Origin of the sequence: Arthrobacter sp. Helios, from assembly GCF_023167125.1 — a bacterium.
Classification (GTDB): domain Bacteria; phylum Actinomycetota; class Actinomycetes; order Actinomycetales; family Micrococcaceae; genus Arthrobacter_B; species Arthrobacter_B luteolus.
This window is the reverse complement of the sequence record NZ_CP095402.1, coordinates 958,902-980,019: the sequence shown is the minus strand read 5'-3', so window position 1 is coordinate 980,019 and position 21,118 is coordinate 958,902. Positions and strand designations below refer to the sequence as shown.

Here is a 21,118-nt window from a genome sequence, read left to right as displayed (position 1 = left end):
CGAAAATGTGATCTAAGTTATAGGGTGGGGAACACCCCGCCGTCCGAAATGATATCGAAGGAGCTATCGTGCGCGAATACAGCGTCCCCGTCCTGGTGGAGTCCTCACCGGACACGAACACAACGGACCTGCTTCTGGAACAGGCTGCCAAGCCCTCCAACCCCGCTCTTTTCGCCGTGCGCTCAACCGGTGATGCATGGACGAATATCAGCGCCACCGAGTTCCTTGCCGATGTCAAGCGGATCGCCAAGGGGCTCATGGCCTCCGGCATAGGTGCCGGTGACCGCGTCGGCATCATGGCCCGCACCCGGTATGAATGGACCCTGGTCGACTTCGCCATCTGGTTTGCCGGTGGCATCTCCGTACCCGTGTATGAGACCTCCTCCCCCGCACAGGTCGCCTGGATCCTCGGTGATTCCGAAGCCAGCGCCATCATCGTCGAGGCAGCACGGCATGAAAACGTCGTCCGCCAGGCGGCCGCCGATGAAGACCTCTCGGGGGTGAAGCATGTCTGGCAGCTGGACGGCGGCGGGCTGGACCAGCTCCGCGAAGCCGGAGCAGCCATCACCGATGAAGAGCTTGAAGCCCGGCGGTCGCTGGCGAACCTGGAAGACACCGCCACGATCATCTACACCTCCGGGACCACCGGCAAGCCCAAGGGCTGCGAGCTGACGCACAGCAACTTCGTCGAGCTCTCCCGCAACGCCATGGCGGCGCTGCCGGAGGTCGCCCGGGAGGGCGCCCAGACGATTATGTTCCTGCCGCTGGCGCACGTTTTTGCCCGGTTCATCTCCGTGCTGTGCGTCGCCGCGGGAGCTACGGTTGCCCACACACCCGACGTCAAGAGCCTGCTGCCCGATCTGCAGAGCTACCAGCCCTCCTTCCTCCTGGTAGTGCCGCGCGTCTTTGAAAAGGTCTACAACTCCTCAATGCTCAAAGCCGAAGACGGCGGCAAGGGCAAGATTTTCCACGCCGGCGCCCAGACCGCCATCGAGTGGTCCAAGGCCAAGGAGGAGGGCAAGATTCCGCTTGGCCTGAAACTGCGGCACGCCCTGTTCGACAAACTGCTCTACTCCAAAATCCGCACGGCCATGGGCGGACGCGTCCAGTACGCCGTGTCCGGCGGCGCACCGCTGGGCGACCGCCTGGGCCACTTCTTCAACGGCATCGGCGTGATGGTCCTGGAGGGCTACGGGCTCACCGAAACCACGGCGCCGGTCAGCGTCAGCACGCCGAAGCTGATCAAGATCGGCACCGTCGGTGCCCCGCTGCCCGGCAACGCGGTCCGGATCGCCGACGACGGAGAAATCCTGGCCAAGGGTGTCAGCGTGATGAAGGGGTACTTCAAGCGCCCGGACCTGACGGAGGAGAACTTCGTTGATGGCTGGTTCCGCACCGGTGACATCGGCCAGCTCGACTCCGACGGATTCCTGAAGATCACCGGCCGCAAGAAGGAAATCATCGTCACTGCCAGCGGCAAGAACGTGATTCCCGCCGTGCTGGAAGACGCCATCCGCGCCGACGCGATCGTCTCGCAGTGCGTTGTGGTGGGCGACCACCGGCCGTTCATCTCCGCGCTCATTACCCTGGACGAGGAGGCGCTGCCGGGATGGCTGGAGCGGCACAGCCTTCCGGCCGGGACCACCGTGGCCGAAGCCGCTCAGACGCAGCAGCTGCAGGATGAACTGCAGGCACTGGTGGATGGAGCGAACCAGGCTGTTTCCAAGGCCGAGGCCATCAAGGTGTTCCGGGTGGTGTCCACCGACTTCACGGAGGCCAGCGGCCACTTGACACCGTCCATGAAAATCAAGCGTGCGCAGGTGCTCAAGGACTTCTCGGACGTGGTCGAAGAGATCTACTCCGGGCAGCGCGTCTAGCCGCGCTGCACGGCCGCACCGGCCAGCGAACAGCAGGGGCACGGGATTCCTCCCGTGCCCCTGCTGTTCTTGTCCTCCGTGGTTCCGGTGCCGGTTTTCCGTTCCGGGTGCGCTGCTAGGGCCGGATCGCGGCCGGTTCCTGCGGCTGGGTCTCCAGGGACAACAAGGCGTTCTCTACCACCTCGGTGAGTGCCGGGTGGATCCAGTACTGGCCCCGCGCCATGGTGTGTGCATCCAGGCCGAAGACCATCGCCTGGACCAGCGGCTGCAACAGCATGGAAGCCTCGTGTCCCATGATGTGGGCCCCGAGCAGGCGTCCGCTGGAGCGGTCGGCCAGGAGCTTCACAAACCCCGTGGTGTCCTCCATTGCCCAGCCGTACGCCGTCGAACCGTACTCCTGCACCACCGTTGCCAGCTCGAGTCCGTGTGCAGCGGCATACGCCCTCGCCTGCGCCTCGGTGAGGCCCACGGAGGCGACCTGCGGATGGCTGAAGACTGCAGCCGGAACGAAGCGGTGCGAAGAAGCCTGGAGCTCCCCTGGATGCAGCAGGTTGTGGCTGACTACCCGGGCTTCGTAGTTGGCAACATGCTTCAGCTGATGTTCGCTGCTCACGTCGCCCAGTGCCCAGATCCCGGAGACGGGCCGGCCGCCGCTGAGCACGCGCTGGTATTCATCGACGGCCAGCCGGCCGTCTTCCTCGAGGTCGAGGCCTGCGGCCGTCACGTCGAGCCGGTCGGTATTGGGAGTCCGGCCGGTGGCGACGAGGACCAGGTCGACGTCGATTTCGGCCGCTCCGGAGGGTCCGGACAGAACAGCGCGGACCGATCCGTCGGCGTTCTCCGCCAGCGAATCGAGCGTGTGGTGCAGCCGGACGTCCCACTGGGCCGCAGCGGCGGCGGTGAAGCGTTCCGAGACGGTTTCATCCTGTGCCCGGAGCAGCGCGCCGGAACGGACGGCCATGGTGACCTGCGAGCCGAACGCAGAGAAGACGAAGCCGAACTCGGCCGCGATGTAGCCGCCGCCCAGGATCAGGATCCGTTCGGGCAGGTCATCAACGCGCATCACTGTGTCGGAGGTATGGACCTGCGGCAGGTCGATCCCGGGGATCTGCGGCAGTACCGGCCGTGATCCGGCGGCGATCACGATCTGGTCTGCCGTAATCTCCTCACCGGATGCCGTCTCCAGGCGGTGGGAGCCGGTGAACCGGACGTACTCGCTGTAGAGGGTGACGTTCTCCAGCTCATCGGCACGGTAGCGCCGTCCGCCGTCGGAAATGGCATCGATCCGCCCGAAGATGCGGTCGCGGATCTCCTGCCACCGCACGCCGTCGAGACGCAGGTCCACACCCAGGCGCCCGGCCTCCGCTGTGGAGCCGGCGAGCTGGGCGGGATAAACGAACATTTTGGTGGGGATGCAGCCGACGTTCAGGCAGGTTCCACCGAAGGTACCGCCGTCAATGACGGCAACTTTCCGGCCGTCCCATTCCGGGGTGATCAGGGAGTTGCCGGAGCCGGAGCCGATAATGGCGAGATCAAAATGAGTCACTCAGCCAGTCTATCGGCGGCCGGCTCCGGGCCTCGGGCCCCGGCAATGTCAGCTGGTCTCGATGACCACCAGCAGGTCCCCGCCATCCACCTGCTGCACGCCGGCGATGGCGAGCCGCTTGACGGTTCCGGCCACCGGAGCTGTGATTGAAGCCTCCATCTTCATGGCCTCAATGGTGGCGACTGTCTCCCCCGCAGCGACCTCCGCGCCTTCCTCAACGGTCAGGGTCACTGCTCCGGCAAAGGGTGCGGCCACATGGCCGGCCTGCGTCGAATCAGCCCGTTCCGCTGCCTTGGCGCTGCTCTCCACGCGGCGGTCCCGCACCATGACCGGGCGCATCTGCCCGTTCAGGGTCGTCATGACCGTCCGCATGCCCTTGTCATCGGGTTCGGAGACAGCTTCCAGCGTGGCAATCAGGCGCACACCCTTTTCCAGCTCGACGACGTGCTCCACCCCTGGCCGAAGGCCGTACAGGTAATCCCGCGTGTCCAGGACCGAGAGGTCCCCGTAAGCTTCCCGGGCCGCGGCGAACTCGCGGGCCGGGCCGGCAAAGAGCAGGCGGTTCAAGGTTGCCCGCCGGGTGGCGGAATCTCCGGCCAGCCCCTGTTCATCAACGTCGGTGAGCTCCACCATCCGCGGCTTGGGCGTCCGTCCCTGGAGTGCCTTGGTGCGGAAAGGTTCGGGCCATCCGCCGGGAGGGTCACCCAGTTCGCCGCTGAGGAAACCGATAACCGAGTCCGGGATGTCGTAGTTCTGCGGATTCTCTTCGAAGTCGTCCGGTGAGACATTGCTGCCGACGAGCTGGAGTGCGAGGTCCCCGACGACCTTGGACGAGGGCGTCACCTTGACCAGGCGGCCCAGGATCCGGTCGGCGGCGGTGTACATGTCCTCGATGGCTTCGAACCGCTCCCCCAGGCCGAGGGCAATGGCCTGCTGGCGCAGGTTGGACAGCTGTCCGCCGGGAATCTCGTGCTGGTATACCCGCCCGGTGGGGCCGGCCAGCCCTGACTCAAACGGGGCGTACACGCGGCGGACCGCTTCCCAGTACGGTTCCATCGAGCTGACGGCATCCAGGCTCAGCCCGGTGTCCCGCGGGGTGTTGGCCAGGGCGGCCACGAGGGACGACGCCGAGGGCTGGCTGGTGGTGCCGGCCAGTGTGGCACTGGCGACGTCCACTGCGTCCACCCCCGCCTCAGCGGCTGCCAGGAGGGTGGCCAGCTGCCCGCCGGCGGTGTCGTGCGTGTGGAGGTGGACCGGAAGGTCGAAACGCTCGCGGAGGGCTGCCACCAGTTTCGCCGCTGCAGCCGGCCGGAGCAGCCCGGCCATGTCCTTGATCGCCAGGATGTGCGCTCCGGCATCCACCATCTTCTGCGCCAGGTCCAGGTAGTAGTCCAGCGTGTAGAGGGTTTCCTTGGGATCAAGCATGTCTGCGGTGTAGCAAAGCGCCGCTTCGGCGACGGCGGTGCCGGTCCGGCGCACCGCTTCAATGGCGGGTGCCATCTGGCTCACGTCGTTCAGCGCATCGAAGATGCGGAAGATGTCGACGCCGGCTGCGGCCGCCTCTTCGACGAACGCATCCGACACCTCGGTGGGATACGGCGTGTAACCCACGGTGTTCCGCCCGCGCAGCAGCATCTGGATGCACACGTTAGGCAGCGCCTGGCGGAGCGCGTCCAGCCGCTCCCACGGGTCCTCGCCCAGGAAGCGGAGCGCTACGTCATAGGTCGCTCCGCCCCAGGCCTCCACCGAGAGCAGTTCCGGAGTCAGGGCGGCCACAGCAGGCGCCGCGCCAATCAGGTCGCGGGTGCGGACCCGGGTGGCCAGCAGCGACTGGTGGGCATCCCGGAACGTGGTGTCGGTGACGGCAAGGGCCTGCTGCGCGCGAAGGGCCGCAGCGAACTTCTCCGGTCCCAGTTCCTGCAGCCGCTGCCGGGAGCCGGGGCGGGGTTCCGGCAGGTCCTTGGGGAGTTTCTCCAGCGGGTTAACCTGCGCCGGCAGTTCGCCATGCGGTTTGTGCACGGTGACATCGGCCAGCCAGTTCAGCAGCTTGGTTCCGCGGTCTGCGGGTCCGCGGGCGTTGAGCAGTTCCGGCCGCTCTTCAATGAAGGAGGTGGCAACGTCCCCGGCTATGAAGTCGGGGTCATCCAGGACCGCCTGGAGGAAGGAAATATTGCTCGAAACGCCGCGGATCCGGAACTCCGCCAAGGCACGGCGGGCCCGGTTCACCGCGGCGGGATAGGTCCGCCCGCGGCAGGTGAGCTTCACCAGCATCGAGTCGAAGTGCGGGCTGATCTCGGCACCGGCGTACACGGTGCCGCCGTCGAGCCGTACGCCGGCACCGCCGGCGGAGCGGTAGGCGCTGATCTTGCCGACGTCGGGCCGGAAACCGTTGGCCGGATCTTCGGTGGTGATGCGGCACTGCAGGGCCGCACCGCGGATCTGCAGTTCGTCCTGCACCAGACCCAGGTCGGCGAGGTTCTCCCCGGCCGCGATGCGCATCTGCGCCTGAACCAGGTCCACGTCGGTGATTTCCTCCGTGACCGTGTGCTCAACCTGGATGCGGGGGTTCATCTCGATGAAAACGTGCTGGCCGGCCCGTTCGCCGATGGTGTCCACCAGGAACTCGACCGTGCCGGCGTTGACGTAGTTCAGCGATTTGGCGAAGGTGACGGCGTCCCGGTACAGCGCCTGCCGGATCCCTTCATCCAGGTTCGGTGCCGGAGCGATCTCAATGACCTTCTGGTGACGGCGCTGCAGCGAGCAGTCACGTTCAAACAGGTGGACAACGTTGCCTTCCTTGTCCGCCAGGATCTGCACCTCAATGTGGCGCGGGCGCAGCACGGCCTGCTCCAGGAACACGGTGGGGTCGCCGAACGCGGTGTCCGCTTCCCGCATGGCGGCGTTCAGCGCTTCCGGGAGATCCCTGGCAGTATCCACCCGCCGCATACCGCGGCCGCCGCCGCCGGCAACGGCCTTGACGAAGATGGGGAAACCGATGTCCTCCGCTTTGGCGAGCAGTTCCTCCGGGTCAGCGCTCGGTTCGGTGGAACGGAGGACCGGGATCCCGGCCTCCCGGGCGGCATTCAGGGCATGGACCTTGTGCCCGGCCAGCTCCAGGACATCCGCTCCGGGACCGATGAAGGTGATGCCCGCTTCCTGGGCCGCCTTGGCCAGCTGGGCATTTTCGGAGAGGAACCCGTACCCCGGGTAAATCGCGTCGCAGCCGGCCTCCCGCGCCACGCGCAGGATCTCATCCACGTCGAGGTAGGCCCGGACGGGATGGCCTTCGCTGCCGATCAGATAGGCCTCATCGGCCTTCTGCCGATGAATGGAGTTGCGGTCCTCATGAGGGAAAACCGCAACTGTCTTCGCGCCAAGCTCATAGGCTGCGCGGAAGGCGCGGATGGCGATTTCGCCGCGGTTGGCGACCAGGATCTTCGAGAACATTGCACTCCTGCACAGTTTCGGGTGGGTGAAGCGGACCAGCCATCAGCTTTCAGTCTCATGACGGCCGCCGGAAACGGCAAGAACCAGTGAGACAGATCACTTCGAGCATAGTTCAGGCCCGGGCGCAGATGTGCAAACCCGAGCCTGCCCGGCTTGTCGGCACACGTCACATAGAATGAGTGTGGTTCCCCGGCACGGACCCAGCGCCCGTGATCCTCGACACGTTAGGTATTGGTTCAACAAGTGCAAGTAGTGAGCATCAGCAGCCTGAAGGGCGGCGTCGGCAAGACCTCCGTGACGCTGGGCCTGGCATCAGCCGCACTGGCTGCCGGAATTCCTACCCTGGTCGTGGATCTGGATCCACATGCAGATGCCACCACCGGCCTGGCAGTCTCTGCGGGAGACCACCTGGGCATCGGAGAGATGCTCCGCACTGCGCGCAGGGCGGATCTGGCCGCCAACGTGGTCCCCAGCGGGTGGGCCGAAACGGCGCGCAAACTCAATGGGCAGGGCACTCCCCGCCAGCCCGTCCTCGACGTCGCGATGGGATCAGCGTTCTCCGGCATCTACGACCGCCCGGACCTCGGCAAGCGGGACCTGAAGCGCCTCTCCACCCTGCTCGCAAAGATCAGCGGCTACGGGCTGGTCCTCATTGACTGCCCGCCGTCCCTCAACGGCCTCACACGGATGGCATGGACGGCCAGCAACCGCGTGCTCCTCGTAGCCGAACCCGGGCTCTTTTCAGTGGCGGGCACCGAACGGACCATGCGTGCCCTGGACCTGTTCCGCCAGGAGTTCGCCCCGAACCTGGCGCCCTCGGGCATTGTGGCCAACCGGGTCCGCTCGACCTCCAACGAACACACCTTCCGCCTCGCGGAAATGAAGCAGATGTTCGGTGACCTGGTCCTGGATCCGACTATCGCCGAGCAGGCCAACTGGCAGCAGATCCAGGGCGCTGCGCATTCGGTGCACCACTGGCCCGGAGAATCGGCGAAGCAGGCTGCGGGAACCTTCGATGCCCTGCTGAAGAACCTGGTGCAGACCGGCAGCGTCCGCAACCGGGTGATGCGCCGCCCGGCCAGCTAAGGGCCGCTGCCGGCTCCCGGCCGGCCGCCAGACACAACGCAAGAGGCCGCTTCCCGGAGGAAGCGGCCTCTTGCGTTTAAAGATCAGCTGATTTTGCGGGCGGCGCGCCGCCGGCTGAGTTCGTCCTCAGCGTAGGAATGATCATCAACGTGCTCACTGGGCAACTGGGCCAGGCTTCCTTCGACCTCGCGCCAGACCCGGCCGACGGCGATACCGAAGACGCCCTGTCCGCCCTGGACCAGATCGATGACCTCGTCAGCGGAGGTGCACTCGTAGACGCTGGCGCCGTCACTCATCAAAGTGATCTGAGCCAGATCCTCCACCCCGCGCTCCCGCAGGTGCTCGACGGCGGTGCGGATCTGCTGCAGCGAAACACCGGTGTCAAGAAGCCGCTTGACGACCTTCAGGACCAAGATGTCCCGGAAACTGTAAAGGCGCTGGGTGCCGGACCCCGAAGCGCCGCGGACGGCGGGCTCCACCAGTCCGGTGCGTGCCCAGTAGTCCAGCTGGCGGTAGGTGATCCCGGCCGCCTTGCAGGCGGTGGGACCGCGGTAGCCGGCATCTTCATCCAGGACCGGCAGGTCTTCGGTGAACAGCAGTCCCTGGGCACTGGCCGGAAGTACCTTTCCGGGTGCAACGGCGCGGTGTTCGCCGGCATCGCCTTTCGGACTCACTGTTCCTCCTAGTAATGGTCCCCGTGAAGTCGGCGGCTGCCAGAGGTCATCGGGACTGGTGTAACCCAGTTAGACACTTGCCTGTGAGGCACTCTGGGTAGGTTTGCTGCCGTGGCCGGTGTCTCAACCAGCCCCTGCGGACCCTGTCTCAGTTTTCGTCTAAGTGTCTTCCTGATGACCCATTAGCGCAATGGGAACTCTATGCTTCGACGTTAGATCCGTGGACGCCCAAGGTCAAAGATGCGGCCTCTTTTTCTCTAGGCGTGTCGAGCCGCTCAGCGCTCAAAATCCTCGGGTTCAACGTCGGCAAGGAACTCACGGAACTGGCGCAGTTCCTGCTCTGCGTTTTCCTGCTCGTCCTCATCCTCATCGGCGTCAGCCTCCGTGATGCGTACTCCCGCCTCATCCAGCACGGTTTCGGCACAGAAAATCGGGCAGGGAACACGCAGGGCGACGGCGATCGCATCGGAAGCCCGGGAGGAGACCCGGGTACCGTCGTCGAACACCAGCTCCGCATGGAAGACCGTGTCTTCCACCGAGACCAGCCGGACTTCGGTGACGAGGTGCTGCAGTGCCTTGATGACGCTGACCATCAGATCGTGCGTCATGGGGCGCGGTGGCACAATCCCCTGCTGTACGAAGGCGATGGCGCTGGCCTCGGGGGCCCCGATCCAGATTGGCAGGTGGCGTTCACCCTCCAGTTCTTTCAAGAGCACCAGGGGTTGATTGGACGGCAGCTCGATCCGCACGCCTACCACTTCGACTTCCTGCATCGGCTTCAGCTCTCCATCCGGGCTATCTGGCCGTTGACCAGGGCGCTGTGCAGGTTCAGGCAAAGTTCGCTGATCTCCCGCGCTGTTTCTGCCGCCCGCGCTTTCGAGGCGACGTCCCTGCGTGAGGCAACGGGTGCGATCACCCGCTCCACCAGCCCCAGTTCCCGGTCTGCAGCGGCACGGAAGGGCCGCAAATGGCGTGGCTCTATGCCGTGGGCTTCCAGCTGTGTGCAGGCTCTGGCGACTTTCAGGGCGTGTTCATCATACTGCTGGGCCGGGGCGCTGATAAGGCCAAAACTGATGAGGCTTCGGACCAGCTCCGCCGTGGCACCGGATTCGGCAACCAGTTCATCGAAAGTGAACAGCCGCGCCCTAGTCCGGGCGGCGAGTTCCTCCGCAAGCTGTTCTGAAACGGCCCGCGGCGCCAGGCTGATACCGCCGGGCAGCGATTCCGGGCGCTCTCCCCTGTCGATCGCGTCGAGGTAGTCCTTAATGACTTTCAGCGGCAGGTACTGGTCCCGCTGCAGTGCCAGGACAAAGCGCAGCCGTTCAACGTCCTGGATGGAGTATTTCCGGTAGCCCGCGGCGGTGCGCTGCGGCGCTACCAGGCCTTTCTCCTCCAGGAACCGGATTTTGGAGGCGCTGATCCCGGGGAACTCGCCGCTGAGGTCGGCAAGGACCTGGCCGATGTTGAGCACACGCGGACGCGCACGCTCCGCGGCGGTTCCGACGGCGCGCCGCGCAGCCTCTGGTCCTGGCATTCGATTCCGCCTTTAGGCCGTACCGGCAGCCGGACGTGCAGCGTAGAAAGTGAGCCGGAACTTGCCGATCTGGACTTCGTTTCCGGTGCGCAGCAGCAAGGTGTCCACACGGTCGTTGTTGACGTAGGTGCCGTTAAGGCTCATGGAGTCGACAACCCGGAATCCTTCGGCGCTGCGCCGGAACTCGACGTGCTTGCGTGAAACGGTGACGTCATCCAGGAAGACGTCTGCGTTTGGGTGGCGTCCGGCACTGGTGACATCCTGATCGAGCAGGAAGCGGGCTCCGGCGTTGGGGCCGGAGTGGGCGATCAGGAGGGCCGAACCTGCGGGAAGTGCAGCAACCGCGGCACGCTCGTCAGCACTGAGCTTAGGCTCGATCGACGCCGCATCCGAGATGGGCGGAAGGCTGATCGACGTCGTGTCCTCCGCACTGAAGCCACGCTGATCATCCGCACGTGCGGCGTTGTAGTCCTCGCCCGCCATGGTGTTTCCTCCCCAAAAAGAACCGGCCATCCCGCGTTGGTTTGCGGCTGGCCTGATTTACCCTGATCTATTTCGCTTACCGTTCGTGCCTTACCGGCTGTCTTAGCCTACCTGTTACACGGCCCGGGCGGCACAGGAGATTTTTCGTCCCCGTCCTGCTAGGCGGGCGGTGTGCCGTCAAAGAGGATGACCGGGACGGAGGGGAGGATCCCCTGACTGACGTCGAGGCTCTCCATCCGTCCGCGGAAGCCTGCATCAGCCAGCAGGACGGCGGAATCCCGGTCCCAGCGGCACCCGTGATCCCATTTGGCACTGAAAGGCGACGCCGCCCGCTGCAGCCCCCGCTTGAAGCTTCCCTCCGGTGCCGCCACGTGCTCTGCGAAGACGGCACGGCCATCCGGTTTCAGGACCCGCAGGACCTCTGCCAGCACTGCCTGCGGATCCGCGACCGAACACAGCACCTTTGTAGCCAGTACGGCGTCGACGCTCCCCGCAGCCAGTCCGGTGTCCTCAGCATTCCGGGCCAGCGCTGCCGGGTAGCCATGGGCTGCTGCGGCCGCGTCCAGTTCCCGGCGCCGGCCGGCGTCCGGCTCCAGACCGATCCAGTCGGCGTCGGCCGCCAGTAGCCCAAGGTTGCCGCCCGAGCCCGCCCCGATCTCCAGCACCGTGCCGCGGAGGGTGCCGATCACCAGTGCGCAGCGCCTCTCGAACTCCGCGTAACTGACCTTCGTCATGGAGACGAAGGTACTCCGGAACCGGGACAGCGGGTACTGGCGCAGGTTTTTCCTTCCCGCATGGCCTACTCCGCCGCTTCATCGATGAGCCCGAGCAGCACCGTACGGGCCCGCTCCAGCACCCGGGTGGAGACGTTCGCGTCGTAGGAGTGGGCAATGGCCAGCCCCTCAGCGGCGTACCGGACTACCAGGATCCGGTCCGGGTCCAGACCGTCCTGTTCAAACAGGGTGAACCAGCTGTCGCTGTCCGCGTCGCTGAGAGCCTGAACGCCGGGGATTTTCTCCAGGGCGGGCCAGATACCGCCAAACGTTCCGTACTCGGCCAGGAGACCGGAGTCCGTTCCGCAGAGCGCACGCACGTAGGCACGAAGCACTTTGCCCGGACGGTTCTCAGACAGGTCCACCAGCTCCAGGACCCGAGCCCGGAACCGTTCCAGGTAATCCTCCGCCACCGCGCAGAGCAGTGCCTCACGGTCGGGGAAATGGTGCAGCAGGCCGCTCTTGGACAGACCCGCGGCGGTGGCAATGTCCTGCAGTGTCGCGGCAGTCCCGCGTTCTGCCAGCACACTGACCGCGGCATCGAGTACGGAGCGCCGGGTCCGTTCGGCGTTCCGCTTCCCGTCAGTATCCGTCACGGCTGCTCCCTCCGTCCGGAAACCTGCGGATCCGTGCCGGCCGCTGTTCCTTCCTCGGCCGGTTCCGGTACCGCGCCGGCGTTGGTTGTCGCCGCGGCGCTGGGTTCCCCCGCCTCGCTGGCTTCCCGGGCGTCGCTGGCTTCAACAGCTCCGTTGGTTCCAACAGCCCCGTTGACGGCGCCGCCGTCGTTGGTCTCAAGGACCGCGGGGATGACGCGCCAGGCGATGGTGCCGGCGATCAGCAGGATCGCGGCAGCGACCAGTGCGGTGATCTGCATGGCGCCGGTGAAGGCGTGCTGGACTTCAGCGATCAACCCGGTTTGACCACCCTTGAGGGCGCTGAGGGCGGAAGCCAAGGAGTCTGTCACGCCTGCACGGGTATCCGCCGGCAGGGCAGACAAGTCCGGGAGTCCGGTCCGGTAGAGGGCCGACAGCACAGAGCCCAGCACGGCGATTCCCAGGGCAACCCCGAGTTCATAGGCGGTCTCGGAGACCGAGGACGCAGCACCAGCCCGCTCCCGCGGGGCAGAAGCGACCACTGCGTCAGTGGACAGAGTCATGGCCACACCAATACCCAGTCCGGTCAGCGCCAGTGCGGCCGCAATGCCGATATAGCCTTCGAACCCCTCAGCGATGGACAGCAGGACCAGGCCCACCCCTCCAAGGATCAGGCCGCCGCCGATCGCTGGGCCAACCCCGGTGCGGGCCCCCAAAGTACCAACTACAAAAACGACGGCCATCATGGCCAAGGTCACCGGCAGCTCGGCAAGGCCCGCCTGTAGCGGCCCGAAGCCGCGCACCAGCTGCAGGTACTGGGAGAAGAAGAACAGCAGGCCGCTCAGGGCAAAGATGGATAGACCGTTGGCGATGACGGCTCCGCGGAACGCCGGACGCCGGAACAGCTCCACGTCCAGCATCGGATCCGGGACGATGCGCTGGCGGTGAATGAAGATCCAGCCGGAAACCAGTCCCACCAGCAGTGCGGCGATGCCAAGGGGTTCAATACCGTAGCCGAACGCCCGCTTGACGGCGTAGACAATCGGCACGATCGCGGCAATCGAGAGGACCGCCGAGAACAGGTCCAGCTTGCCCGGCGCGGGATTCCGGGACTCCGGCAGCAGGATGGCGCCGCTGACCAGCAGCAGGAGCATCACGGGGATGTTGATCAGGAAGACCGATCCCCACCAGTAGTTCTCCAGGAGAATTCCACCGATCAGGGGGCCCAGCGCCGCCCCGCCGCCGGCACCGACGGACCAGACGGCGATAGCACGGGTCCGCTCCGCCGGCACAGCGAACACGTTCCGGATAATCGAAAGGGTCGAGGGCATGATGGTGGCGCCGCTGATACCCAGCAGTGCACGGGCCGCAATCAGGATCTCCGGGGTGGGAGCGAATGCCGCGAGCGCCGAGGCGACACCGAATCCGGCTGCGCCGATCAGCAGGAGCCGTTTGCGGCCGATCCGGTCCGCCACGTTACCCATGGTCACCAGCAGGCCCGCCAACGCGAAGGAATAAATGTCGCCGATCCAGAGCAGCTGCGTAGAGGTCGGCTCCAGGGAAGCGCTGAGGGAGGGCACTGCCAGTGCAAGAACCGTGCCGTCCACAGCCAGAAGCATCACCGCGAGCGTGAGTACGCCCAGTGAGGCCCATTCACGGGGTCCGGCGGAAGAGGGCGGGGCAGTCGTTCGTGACATGCGTTCAGTGTAGCCGACCAAATGGTCTGTACAGGAAACTGTTTAGTCTGCAGTGCCTCTCCCAGTGGACCGCGGAAGCATCTGCACCCCTGCTCCCGCGGTCCGGAACGGAGCCGGGTCAGTTCGCGGCGGTGAAGCGCTCCCTGCGGTGGGCGGGACGTTCAATTTCGTCGAGCATGGCCACCGCGTAGTCCTGGGTGGAAATACTGCCGCCGGCGGGAGAGTCCTTGGCCGTGATGTAGGAGCCGGTCCGGACGCCGGGCGCAATCTCCGGGGCGGCAGCGAGCATGGTCCAGTCCAGCTGTGCCGGAGCTGCCAGGACCGCCTCGTAGGCCTCGGCCAAGGTGAGTGCCTCGGCCCGGTATTCCTCCGGGAACCCGGCGGTGTCAACTAGCCGCTTGCCGTCAACCTCCAGGGCCCCGGCGCCTCCCACTATGAGCAGCCGGGTACTGCCGGCACTGCTGTAGGCCTGCTTCATGGCCTTTAGCCAGTCACCGTGATCTCCGCCTGTGCGGCTGGGTCCGGTGGCCAGGACGACGGCGTCGTGCGCGCCGGCAATTTCGGCGAACACGGCGGCATCGCCCAGGTCTGCCTGGCGGCTGAGCGCCCCGGGAATCTCCGAGATGCTGCGGGAGACCGCCGTGACGTCATGTCCGCGGCGCAGCGCCTCTGCGGCAATCTGGCTTCCGACCATGCCTGTGGCTCCATAAACGGCAATTTTCATTGGTACTCCTCAAGTAACGCTCGGTGCTGCTGTCCCTTTGACACTCATGAGAGTATCTATTTGATACTGATAGCCTCAAAGAAACTGGATTACCTATTGGATACCAATGAGGTCAACATTTTTGACCCGAACTGCCCCTCGCGGGTGATCTTCCAGCGCATCGGAGATAAATGGACCGGACTCATTGTCCAGGTTCTCGCCGATGGGCCGGTCCGGTTCTCCGACCTGCGCGCCAAGGTCCGGGCAGTGAGCCCCAAGGTGCTCACCCAGACCCTGCGGACGTTGGAGCGCGACGGGCTGATCACCAGGACCGTTTATGCCCAGGTGCCGCCCCGAGTCGACTACGAGCTCACAGACACGGGCCGTTCACTCCTGGAGCCGATGGCTCAGTTGAGGAAATGGGCCGAAAACCACGTTCCCACCATCCTGGAGGCACGGGACAGGTACGACGACGCCCGCGATGCGGAGGTTCTGGCCGGCCAGTGAGGCCCGCGACCGACTCCCGGAGCCGTGTCCAGCTCCTAAGCGTCGGGGAGTACGGCAGCGATGGCGCTGATTTCCACGAGCGCGCCCGGCACACCCAATTCGCTGACGCGGGCGGCCAGCACCAGGGCTGGTTCGTCGGCGGCGAGTTCCTGTGCCACCGCCCCGTAGCCCGCCGCGAGGTCCGCGCCCTCGGTGAAAAGGACCGTCCACTGCACGACGTCGGTGAGGCTCGCCCCGGCAGCCGCGAGCGCGGTTTTAGCGTTTTGCAGGGCCCGGGCGGACTGCGCACCCGTATCGCTGCCGCCGATCAGTGAACCGGAGGAGTCAACGGCGTTCTGGCCGCCGATGTAAATGGTCGCCGCTCCGGGCGGCACGACGGCAACGTGGCTGAAGGCAGGGCTCACAACGAGCCCCTCTGGGCGGAGGCGCTGGATGGATGTCATCCCCAAACGATCACATGAAGCCGCGGCGTCCGGTAGGCGTACCGGGGCTGTCCGGCCGCCATCCCCCGGGTTTCCCGTGACCGGTTTCCCCTGGCAGGCCGGTTCCCGCTGATCCGGCCGGCGGCCCGAACCAGCGGACCGCAGCCGCAGGCAGTTCCGCCTGGCTGCCACCACCGGTACCGGCACCGGCCCAGGCAACGTGGCCGTCCGGCCGCAGCAATAACGCGGGGGCTTCGAGTTTCCGGGCCAGCTCCTGTCCCTGGCCGCCCAACTCGGTGACGAGGTCCACCCGGTCCTCCCAGCCAGCGGCGGAGAGCTGCCCGGACGTGTCCAGCAGGATGCCGCGCCCGGTGTGCATCCGTTCGTAGAGCCGGCCGTGGGCCAGCTGCACATCCGGCAGCCGCCGGCCCAGCAGCCTGTGCCCTTCACCAAAGTCGTAGCGCAGGCCGGTGGCCGTGACCTTCTCGGTCAGGTACCGGTTCACCTCCGCAAACTCCATCAGCTCAGCCAGCAGCCGGCGGACCGCCTGCGGGCCAGGCTCGGACAACGTGAGCTCCGACTGGGCCCTGGTGCTGTCCAGCACCTGCGCCGCCACCGGACGCCGCTCGGCCGCATAGCTGTCCAGCAGCTCCGGCGGCGCCCAACCGGTGATCTGGGCCGCCAGTTTCCAGCCAAGGTTGAACGCATCCTGGATCCCCAGGTTCAGCCCCTGCCCGCCGAACGGCGGATGAACATGGGCAGCGTCCCCGGCCAGGAGGACCCGTCCGGACCGGTAGCGTTCCGCCAGCCGGGTGGCGTCGCCGAAGCGAGACAGCCAGCGCGGCGAGTGCGCCCCGAAATCCGTGCCCGCCAGCCGGATCAGCTGCGCTGACAGCTCCTCCAGCGCGGGTGGGACAGTCCGGTCCCCGGCCACGCCGGCGGCGGGCACCACAACCCGGTAGGCGCCGTTCCCGGCCGGCCCGGCACCGAAGTCCCTATGCGTTTTGCGGACTTCAGCCACAACGGCGGCCACTGTCTCCGGGGCGGCTGTCAGCTCCAGCTCCCCCAAGAGGTGGTCGCGCCGGCTCGGTTCCCCGGGGAAGCCCACGCCGAGCTGCCGCCGCACCGTGCTCCTGCCGCCGTCGCACCCCACCAGATACCGCGAGCGCAGCCGCGTGCTCCCGCTGAGCACGGCCTCCACGCCGTCCTCGTCCTGGGTGAATCCGGTAACCTCCGTCCCGCGCCGGATTTCGACGCCGAGGTCCAGGGCATGCTGCGTCAGCAGTCGTTCGGTGGTGGTCTGCGGAATCCCGAGGACGTAGGGGTGCGTGGTGTCGAGACCTTCTGGCTGGGAGGTGGTGATACCGGCGAAGAAGCCGGCGAGCGGGTGCTTCGTGCCGAGGTCCAGGAACTCATCGGCAATACCGCGCTGGTCCAGGATCTCGAGGCTGCGCGCGTGCAGGCCGAGCCCGCGGACTACCTCGGTGGGTGCCTCTTCCTTGTCCAGCACCAGGACCTCCAATCCCTGGAGCCGCAGTTCACTGGCCAGGAAAACCCCGGTGGGTCCGGCCCCGGCAATAATGACGTCGATCATGCTGCACCTCGGTTCGCAATCCGTGGTCCCGGCAGGACGGCAGGTGGTTGCCGCGCTTTTCCGGCCGCGGCTGACCATTCTCCCCGCGGACCCCGGTCTTGCCGCAAGCCCCGCGTCCGCGCCTAAACTGGAAAGGGCCGGGAGTTACAGTGGGGCAATGAATGCCGATGCGCGCCTACCCCGGGTTGAGGTTCATCCCGCCACGGTCGACCGTTTCGATGACCTCACCGCTGTCCTGGCGGCCAGGAAACCTGCCACCGCCGCATGCTGGTGCCTCAGCTACCGGGTCCCGGGTCCGGAATTCCGCACCCTCGCCGGGAATGAACGCCCTCCACTGACGGGCTAATCCACTGAGCGGGGTCCAGGCGCAGCACCTGATCGTCGTCCGGTCCGGGATCGCCCCGCCCATCGGTGTTGTTCGTGAGGATCCAGAGTGAACCGTCCGGCGCGTTGACGACGTCGCGGAGCCGCCCGTGCCGGCCGGCCAGGTGTTCCGTAGATGATTCCAGCGCGTCCAGCGGCACCTCCCGTAACCGTTCCCCGCGCAGATTCGCGATGAAGACGGAACCGCCGGTGACGGCAATGCCGCTGGGACTGGCATCGGCCGGGACCCACTGCTGGACGGGATCAAGGTAACGGCTCTCCCCGGCAATCCCCTCAACCTCCGGCCAGCCGTAGTTCCCGCCGGGCAGGATCACGTTCAGTTCATCCCAGGTGTTCTGTCCGAATTCGCTGGCGTAGAGGGTACCTCCTGCGTCCCAGGCGAGGCCCTGCGGGTTGCGGTGCCCATAGCTGTAGACAAGCGATCCGGGAAACGGATTGCCTTCCGGGACGGAGCCGTCCGGGGCAAGGCGCAGAATCTTCCCGTTCAGGGACTGCAGGTCCTGCGCACTGGCCCGGTCACCGGCGTCCCCGGTGGTGGCGTAAAGCGCCCCGTCCGGACCGAAGGCCATGCGCCCGCCGTTGTGGATGGGCCCGGCCTCGATGCCGTCGAGGATTGTTTCGACCTGACCCAGGCCCAGGGACCCCGGGCTGCCTGTCAAAGTGCGGCGCTCGATGCGGCTCTCCCCGCCGGCGGTGAGGTAGGAATAGAGGAAGCCGTCCCGCACTGCGATTCCCAGCAGGCCGCCCTCTCCCTGCCCGGCTGCGTTGCCGATGGTGCCGGCCTCGCGGAGGGTTCCACCGCTGAGTTCGAGGATCCGGGCGGAGTCCCGTTCGCTGATCAGCGCAGTACCGTCGTGGAAAGCGATCGACCAGGGCGCGTCGAGTCCAGCCGCGAGGACCTCCTGGGCGCCCTCCACTCCGGTGGCGTCTGCCTCTGGGGATGCCGGAGAGGACACCTGAGGTTCCGGTTCCCCTGCCGTGCAGCCTGCCATGGTGGGGACGGTAAACGCGGCGGCAGCGGTCCAGGCGGCCAGGCGCCGTCGTCCGTTCATTGCCTGCTGCCGCCTCAGTCCGCGCTCATTCCGGCGGTCAGGTTGAGGACGGAGCCGTTCAGGCTGTCCGCGCCGCCGTGGGCGAGGAAGACGGCTGCTTTGGCCACTTCGCTGAGCGTCGGAAGCTTCCCCGTGGTGGTGAGCGCTTCGAGGAAGCGGGTGAATTCCCCCAAAGGCATGGGCAGGTCCGGTGTGCTGCCGATGGTTTCCAGGATGCGCTGGGGACGCAGGCAGACCACCCGCACGCCCGCCGGCCCCAGCTCGGCCGCGAACGTCCTTGTCAGCGCCTCAACGGCGGAGCAGGCCGCGGCGAAACCGCCTACACCGGCAATCGCGACGCGGGCCGGTGACGCGGACAGGGTCAGGATGACCCCGCTCCCCCGTGGCACCATCTGGGCTGCGGCCGCCCTCGCGGTGATGAACTGCGTCCGCAGCCAGGCCGCTGCCGGAGCGGTGACGTCCTCCACGGACATGTCCAGCAGCGGGGTCCCCTGCACCAGCGGAAGACTCACAGCATTGAGCAGCACGTCGATACGGCCGGCCTCATCAACGACGGCGTTGGTGTGGGCGTCTACCGCCAGCGGATCGCTGGCGTCCACCTCGCTCACGTGCACCCGTGCCGTCCCGGCCGCCCGGATCCGCTCCGCTGTTGCATTCACGGAGTTCCGGTGGAGGCCGGCCAGGAACAGCTCCGCGCCGTGGCGGGCGAACTCCTCCGCCACGGCCCCGCCAATCGCGCCGCCGGCGCCGTGGATGATGACCTTTTGTGCGGGCGCGTCAGCCGCCATGGACCTGCTCCTGTCGTGAGGCAGACCCGGGAACCCGCTCCGGTTCCCGGTGGGACGACGCTAGCAGTGCCGGGGCCGGCAGTCACCTGCGGCCTGCCGCCTTCCGCCCGGCCCGGCCCCCATCTCCCGCTGCTGTCCCTGCCGTCCCGGCCCGGGACGGCAGCAGCCAGTTTCGTTCTAGGAGTCCCAGATGGGGCCGAAGGCCGGAATGCCGCGGCGTTCGAACTCGCTGACGACCCGCCCGGTGACGGACTTGTTGGAAACAATAATCACCGCGTCCGCTCCGGACGCCACAAACGCGTCATAGGACAGTTCGAACACATCGGGTTTGCCCTGCTCCGTGGTGTTCCAGATGACGGCGTCAGGCTGCGCGGCCTCCACCTCGTCGACCAGGGCGTCGCCGTAGGTTGCCCGCGGAGTCTTGGTGACCCACACCAGCCGGGCACCCTGGGTGTCGGTGAGCAGGTGACCCAGGGCGGGACCGATCCCACTGCCCGTGGTCACGTAGAGCACGCGTTTGAAGAGGCGCTTCGCGTTCGCGACACCCACGGTGGGGATGCCGCGGACCCAGACGTGTGTCGGCGGGTTGTTGATGAAATCGCCGGTCCAGCCTCCCGCCCGGGAAACCACCATGCGGTAGCCGGACTCCCCCGGCGCGGCCGGTACACAGGCGAACGGGTGCCAGCCCAGGAGCGGATGCCGGCTCATCGCCCGTGTGGTGCCAACCCGTGGAACGTAGCCATGGTTGAGACGCACAATAATCGTGTGGTCGGAGGGGCGCTCGGTGGTGATCGGAACCCTGCGCAGCAGGATCCACGGCCATACGGCGAGGCCGGTGGAGATCACAAGCATCCAAAAAATCGGAGAAGTCAGCAGCGCTTCGCTGAAGCTGCGCGCCGGCGTCTGCAGCTTGGCGAGGAGCAGCGCGTTGGTCCAGCCGAGCACCAGCACGGTCCAGGTGCCGAAGCGGTGCGACGCTTCGAAGACGTCGTGGTGGCGGGTCCGGAATCCGGGATTGGCCAGGACGCAGATGGTGATGAGCACCGCGGAGACGACGAGCGCCAGGGCAACCGAGACGTCGTCGTACCCGGCTTCCCCGTCGGCCCAGGCCGGGGCCAGCAGCACGACGTACGCCACGTACCAGAAGGTTCCGGCAATGGCGCCGCCGACGTGCAGTCCGCCGACGTGGTAGTACTGCGCGAGCCGCCAGCGCAGCCGCAGCGGCCACGAGGTTGGAGCCCTGGTGGCCAGGTAGGAAATCAGGTTCACCATCCAGTGCTGCCGCGGGAGGATGGAGAACAGGATGTTGATTTGGGAGATTGCCGCGATCACCTGCAGGCTGCGGGCGTGCGGCTGCCACCAGCCGGCGGCGAGGCCCCACACAAACAGTGCCGCGTTCACCACCAGCACTCCGGCGAACAGTGCCACGTAGGTCATGACCCGCGCGCGGCCGCGTGAGTGGGTATCAACGGTTCCGGCAGGCTCGGCTACCGCGTCTTGAGTTGTCTTCACACCACCATCTTCTTGGACTGAGTCCAAGATTTCGCATTATGACGGTGTAACCCCGATGTCCGGGCTCTGTAGCTGCTGCCCTTCGGAACTGCCTGCAGGGCCCGCTCTCCGTCCGGGAACGGGATGCAGGCCCTGCAGAAGCCCCGCAGTCAGGCCATGCTGGCGGCGTACCCGGCCGGATCCGCGTCAAAGGCGGGTCCGCAGCCGGCACAGCAGAAGTAGTAGCGCTCCCCTTCGTAGTCCCGGTAGAGACCGGCTGCCTCGGCGGCCGTTTTACTGACGGGGCTGCCGGCCATCACCGGACAGGTGGTTAGGTCATCCGCCTGGCTGCCGAGCAGGTTCCCGCGGCCGTTGCCTGCCGCGGCCGGGTTGGGAGCGCTGGTACCGCAGCAGCTGGCGGCCGCCTGGGAGTCATTCGTCATGGTGTGCCTCTCGTGTTCTGCGTG

Annotated in this window: 19 protein-coding genes; 3 read left to right on the top strand and 16 right to left on the bottom strand. The window is 66.6% G+C overall.

Features of this window, described 5'->3' with window-relative positions; genetic code table 11:
* Positions 1 to 68: 68 nt before the first annotated feature.
* A complete protein-coding gene (locus ArtHe_RS04305) occupies positions 69 to 1,877 on the top strand; it encodes an AMP-dependent synthetase/ligase (RefSeq protein WP_248318921.1) in 1,809 nt (602 codons plus the stop codon).
* A 115-nt stretch (positions 1,878 to 1,992) separates the two neighbouring features.
* On the opposite strand, the gene ArtHe_RS04300 is transcribed toward ArtHe_RS04305, so the two are convergent.
* Both ArtHe_RS04300 and ArtHe_RS04295 read right to left on the bottom strand, forming a co-directional pair.
* Positions 1,993 to 3,423 (bottom strand): mycothione reductase, encoded by a 1,431-nt coding sequence (locus ArtHe_RS04300; RefSeq protein ID WP_248318920.1) that lies wholly within the window; start codon positions 3,421 to 3,423, stop codon positions 1,993 to 1,995.
* 48 nt (positions 3,424 to 3,471) lie between these two features.
* On the bottom strand, positions 3,472 to 6,870 hold the full coding sequence (locus ArtHe_RS04295; protein ID WP_248318919.1) for a pyruvate carboxylase: 3,399 nt from the start codon (positions 6,868 to 6,870) through the stop codon (positions 3,472 to 3,474).
* A 243-nt stretch (positions 6,871 to 7,113) separates the two neighbouring features.
* Between ArtHe_RS04295 and ArtHe_RS04290 the strand changes: the two genes are divergently transcribed.
* Complete coding sequence (locus ArtHe_RS04290) at positions 7,114 to 7,956, top strand: ParA family protein (RefSeq protein ID WP_248318918.1); 843 nt, start codon at positions 7,114 to 7,116, stop codon at positions 7,954 to 7,956.
* Positions 7,957 to 8,039: 83 nt separating this feature from the next.
* On the opposite strand, the gene ArtHe_RS04285 is transcribed toward ArtHe_RS04290, so the two are convergent.
* The 8 genes from ArtHe_RS04285 to ArtHe_RS04250 all read right to left on the bottom strand — a co-directional run bounded on the left by ArtHe_RS04285 (position 8,040) and on the right by ArtHe_RS04250 (position 14,434).
* Complete coding sequence (locus ArtHe_RS04285; protein WP_066301345.1) at positions 8,040 to 8,630, bottom strand: MerR family transcriptional regulator; 591 nt, start codon at positions 8,628 to 8,630, stop codon at positions 8,040 to 8,042.
* 275 nt (positions 8,631 to 8,905) lie between these two features.
* Positions 8,906 to 9,403 carry a bifunctional nuclease family protein gene (locus tag ArtHe_RS04280; RefSeq protein WP_066301348.1) on the bottom strand — a complete coding sequence of 166 codons (498 nt, stop codon included), beginning with the start codon at positions 9,401 to 9,403 and terminating at the stop codon, positions 8,906 to 8,908.
* Positions 9,404 to 9,408: 5 nt separating this feature from the next.
* Complete coding sequence (locus ArtHe_RS04275) at positions 9,409 to 10,164, bottom strand: MerR family transcriptional regulator (RefSeq protein ID WP_248318917.1); 756 nt, start codon at positions 10,162 to 10,164, stop codon at positions 9,409 to 9,411.
* A 12-nt stretch (positions 10,165 to 10,176) separates the two neighbouring features.
* A complete protein-coding gene (locus tag ArtHe_RS04270) occupies positions 10,177 to 10,647 on the bottom strand; it encodes an FHA domain-containing protein (protein WP_248318916.1) in 471 nt (156 codons plus the stop codon).
* A 158-nt stretch (positions 10,648 to 10,805) separates the two neighbouring features.
* Positions 10,806 to 11,381 carry a class I SAM-dependent methyltransferase gene (locus tag ArtHe_RS04265; protein ID WP_248318915.1) on the bottom strand — a complete coding sequence of 192 codons (576 nt, stop codon included), beginning with the start codon at positions 11,379 to 11,381 and terminating at the stop codon, positions 10,806 to 10,808.
* 65 nt (positions 11,382 to 11,446) lie between these two features.
* Positions 11,447 to 12,016, bottom strand: coding sequence for a TetR/AcrR family transcriptional regulator (locus ArtHe_RS04260; RefSeq protein ID WP_248318914.1), 570 nt, complete (start codon positions 12,014 to 12,016; stop codon positions 11,447 to 11,449).
* The gene (locus ArtHe_RS04255; protein ID WP_248318913.1) at positions 12,013 to 13,710 is read right to left on the bottom strand and encodes an MFS transporter; all 1,698 of its coding nucleotides are present in this window, start codon (positions 13,708 to 13,710) and stop codon (positions 12,013 to 12,015) included. The genes ArtHe_RS04260 and ArtHe_RS04255 overlap by 4 nt, the downstream gene beginning before the upstream one ends.
* Positions 13,711 to 13,828: 118 nt before the next feature.
* On the bottom strand, positions 13,829 to 14,434 hold the full coding sequence (locus ArtHe_RS04250; protein WP_248318912.1) for an NAD(P)H-binding protein: 606 nt from the start codon (positions 14,432 to 14,434) through the stop codon (positions 13,829 to 13,831).
* Between the two features lie 96 nt (positions 14,435 to 14,530).
* Between ArtHe_RS04250 and ArtHe_RS04245 the strand changes: the two genes are divergently transcribed.
* Positions 14,531 to 14,920: a helix-turn-helix domain-containing protein gene (locus ArtHe_RS04245; RefSeq protein WP_248318911.1), complete on the top strand. Its 390-nt coding sequence runs from the start codon at positions 14,531 to 14,533 to the stop codon at positions 14,918 to 14,920.
* Positions 14,921 to 14,955: 35 nt separating this feature from the next.
* Here ArtHe_RS04245 and ArtHe_RS04240 read toward each other — a convergent pair whose 3' ends face one another.
* The 6 genes from ArtHe_RS04240 to ArtHe_RS04215 all read right to left on the bottom strand — a co-directional run bounded on the left by ArtHe_RS04240 (position 14,956) and on the right by ArtHe_RS04215 (position 21,094).
* Entirely contained in the window at positions 14,956 to 15,363 is a 408-nt protein-coding gene (locus ArtHe_RS04240; RefSeq protein ID WP_248318910.1) for a RidA family protein, read from the bottom strand.
* Between the two features lie 10 nt (positions 15,364 to 15,373).
* Positions 15,374 to 16,936, bottom strand: a complete 1,563-nt coding sequence (locus ArtHe_RS04235) for an FAD-dependent monooxygenase (protein ID WP_248318909.1) — start codon at positions 16,934 to 16,936, stop codon at positions 15,374 to 15,376.
* 275 nt (positions 16,937 to 17,211) lie between these two features.
* Positions 17,212 to 18,372, bottom strand: coding sequence for a PQQ-dependent sugar dehydrogenase (locus tag ArtHe_RS04230; RefSeq protein ID WP_248318908.1), 1,161 nt, complete (start codon positions 18,370 to 18,372; stop codon positions 17,212 to 17,214).
* 14 nt (positions 18,373 to 18,386) lie between these two features.
* Positions 18,387 to 19,160, bottom strand: a complete 774-nt coding sequence (locus tag ArtHe_RS04225; RefSeq protein WP_248318907.1) for an SDR family oxidoreductase — start codon at positions 19,158 to 19,160, stop codon at positions 18,387 to 18,389.
* A gap of 177 nt (positions 19,161 to 19,337) precedes the next feature.
* Positions 19,338 to 20,672 (bottom strand): hypothetical protein, encoded by a 1,335-nt coding sequence (locus tag ArtHe_RS04220; protein ID WP_248318906.1) that lies wholly within the window; start codon positions 20,670 to 20,672, stop codon positions 19,338 to 19,340.
* 149 nt (positions 20,673 to 20,821) lie between these two features.
* Positions 20,822 to 21,094 (bottom strand): YHS domain-containing protein, encoded by a 273-nt coding sequence (locus tag ArtHe_RS04215; protein ID WP_248318905.1) that lies wholly within the window; start codon positions 21,092 to 21,094, stop codon positions 20,822 to 20,824.
* Positions 21,095 to 21,118 lie beyond the last annotated feature (24 nt).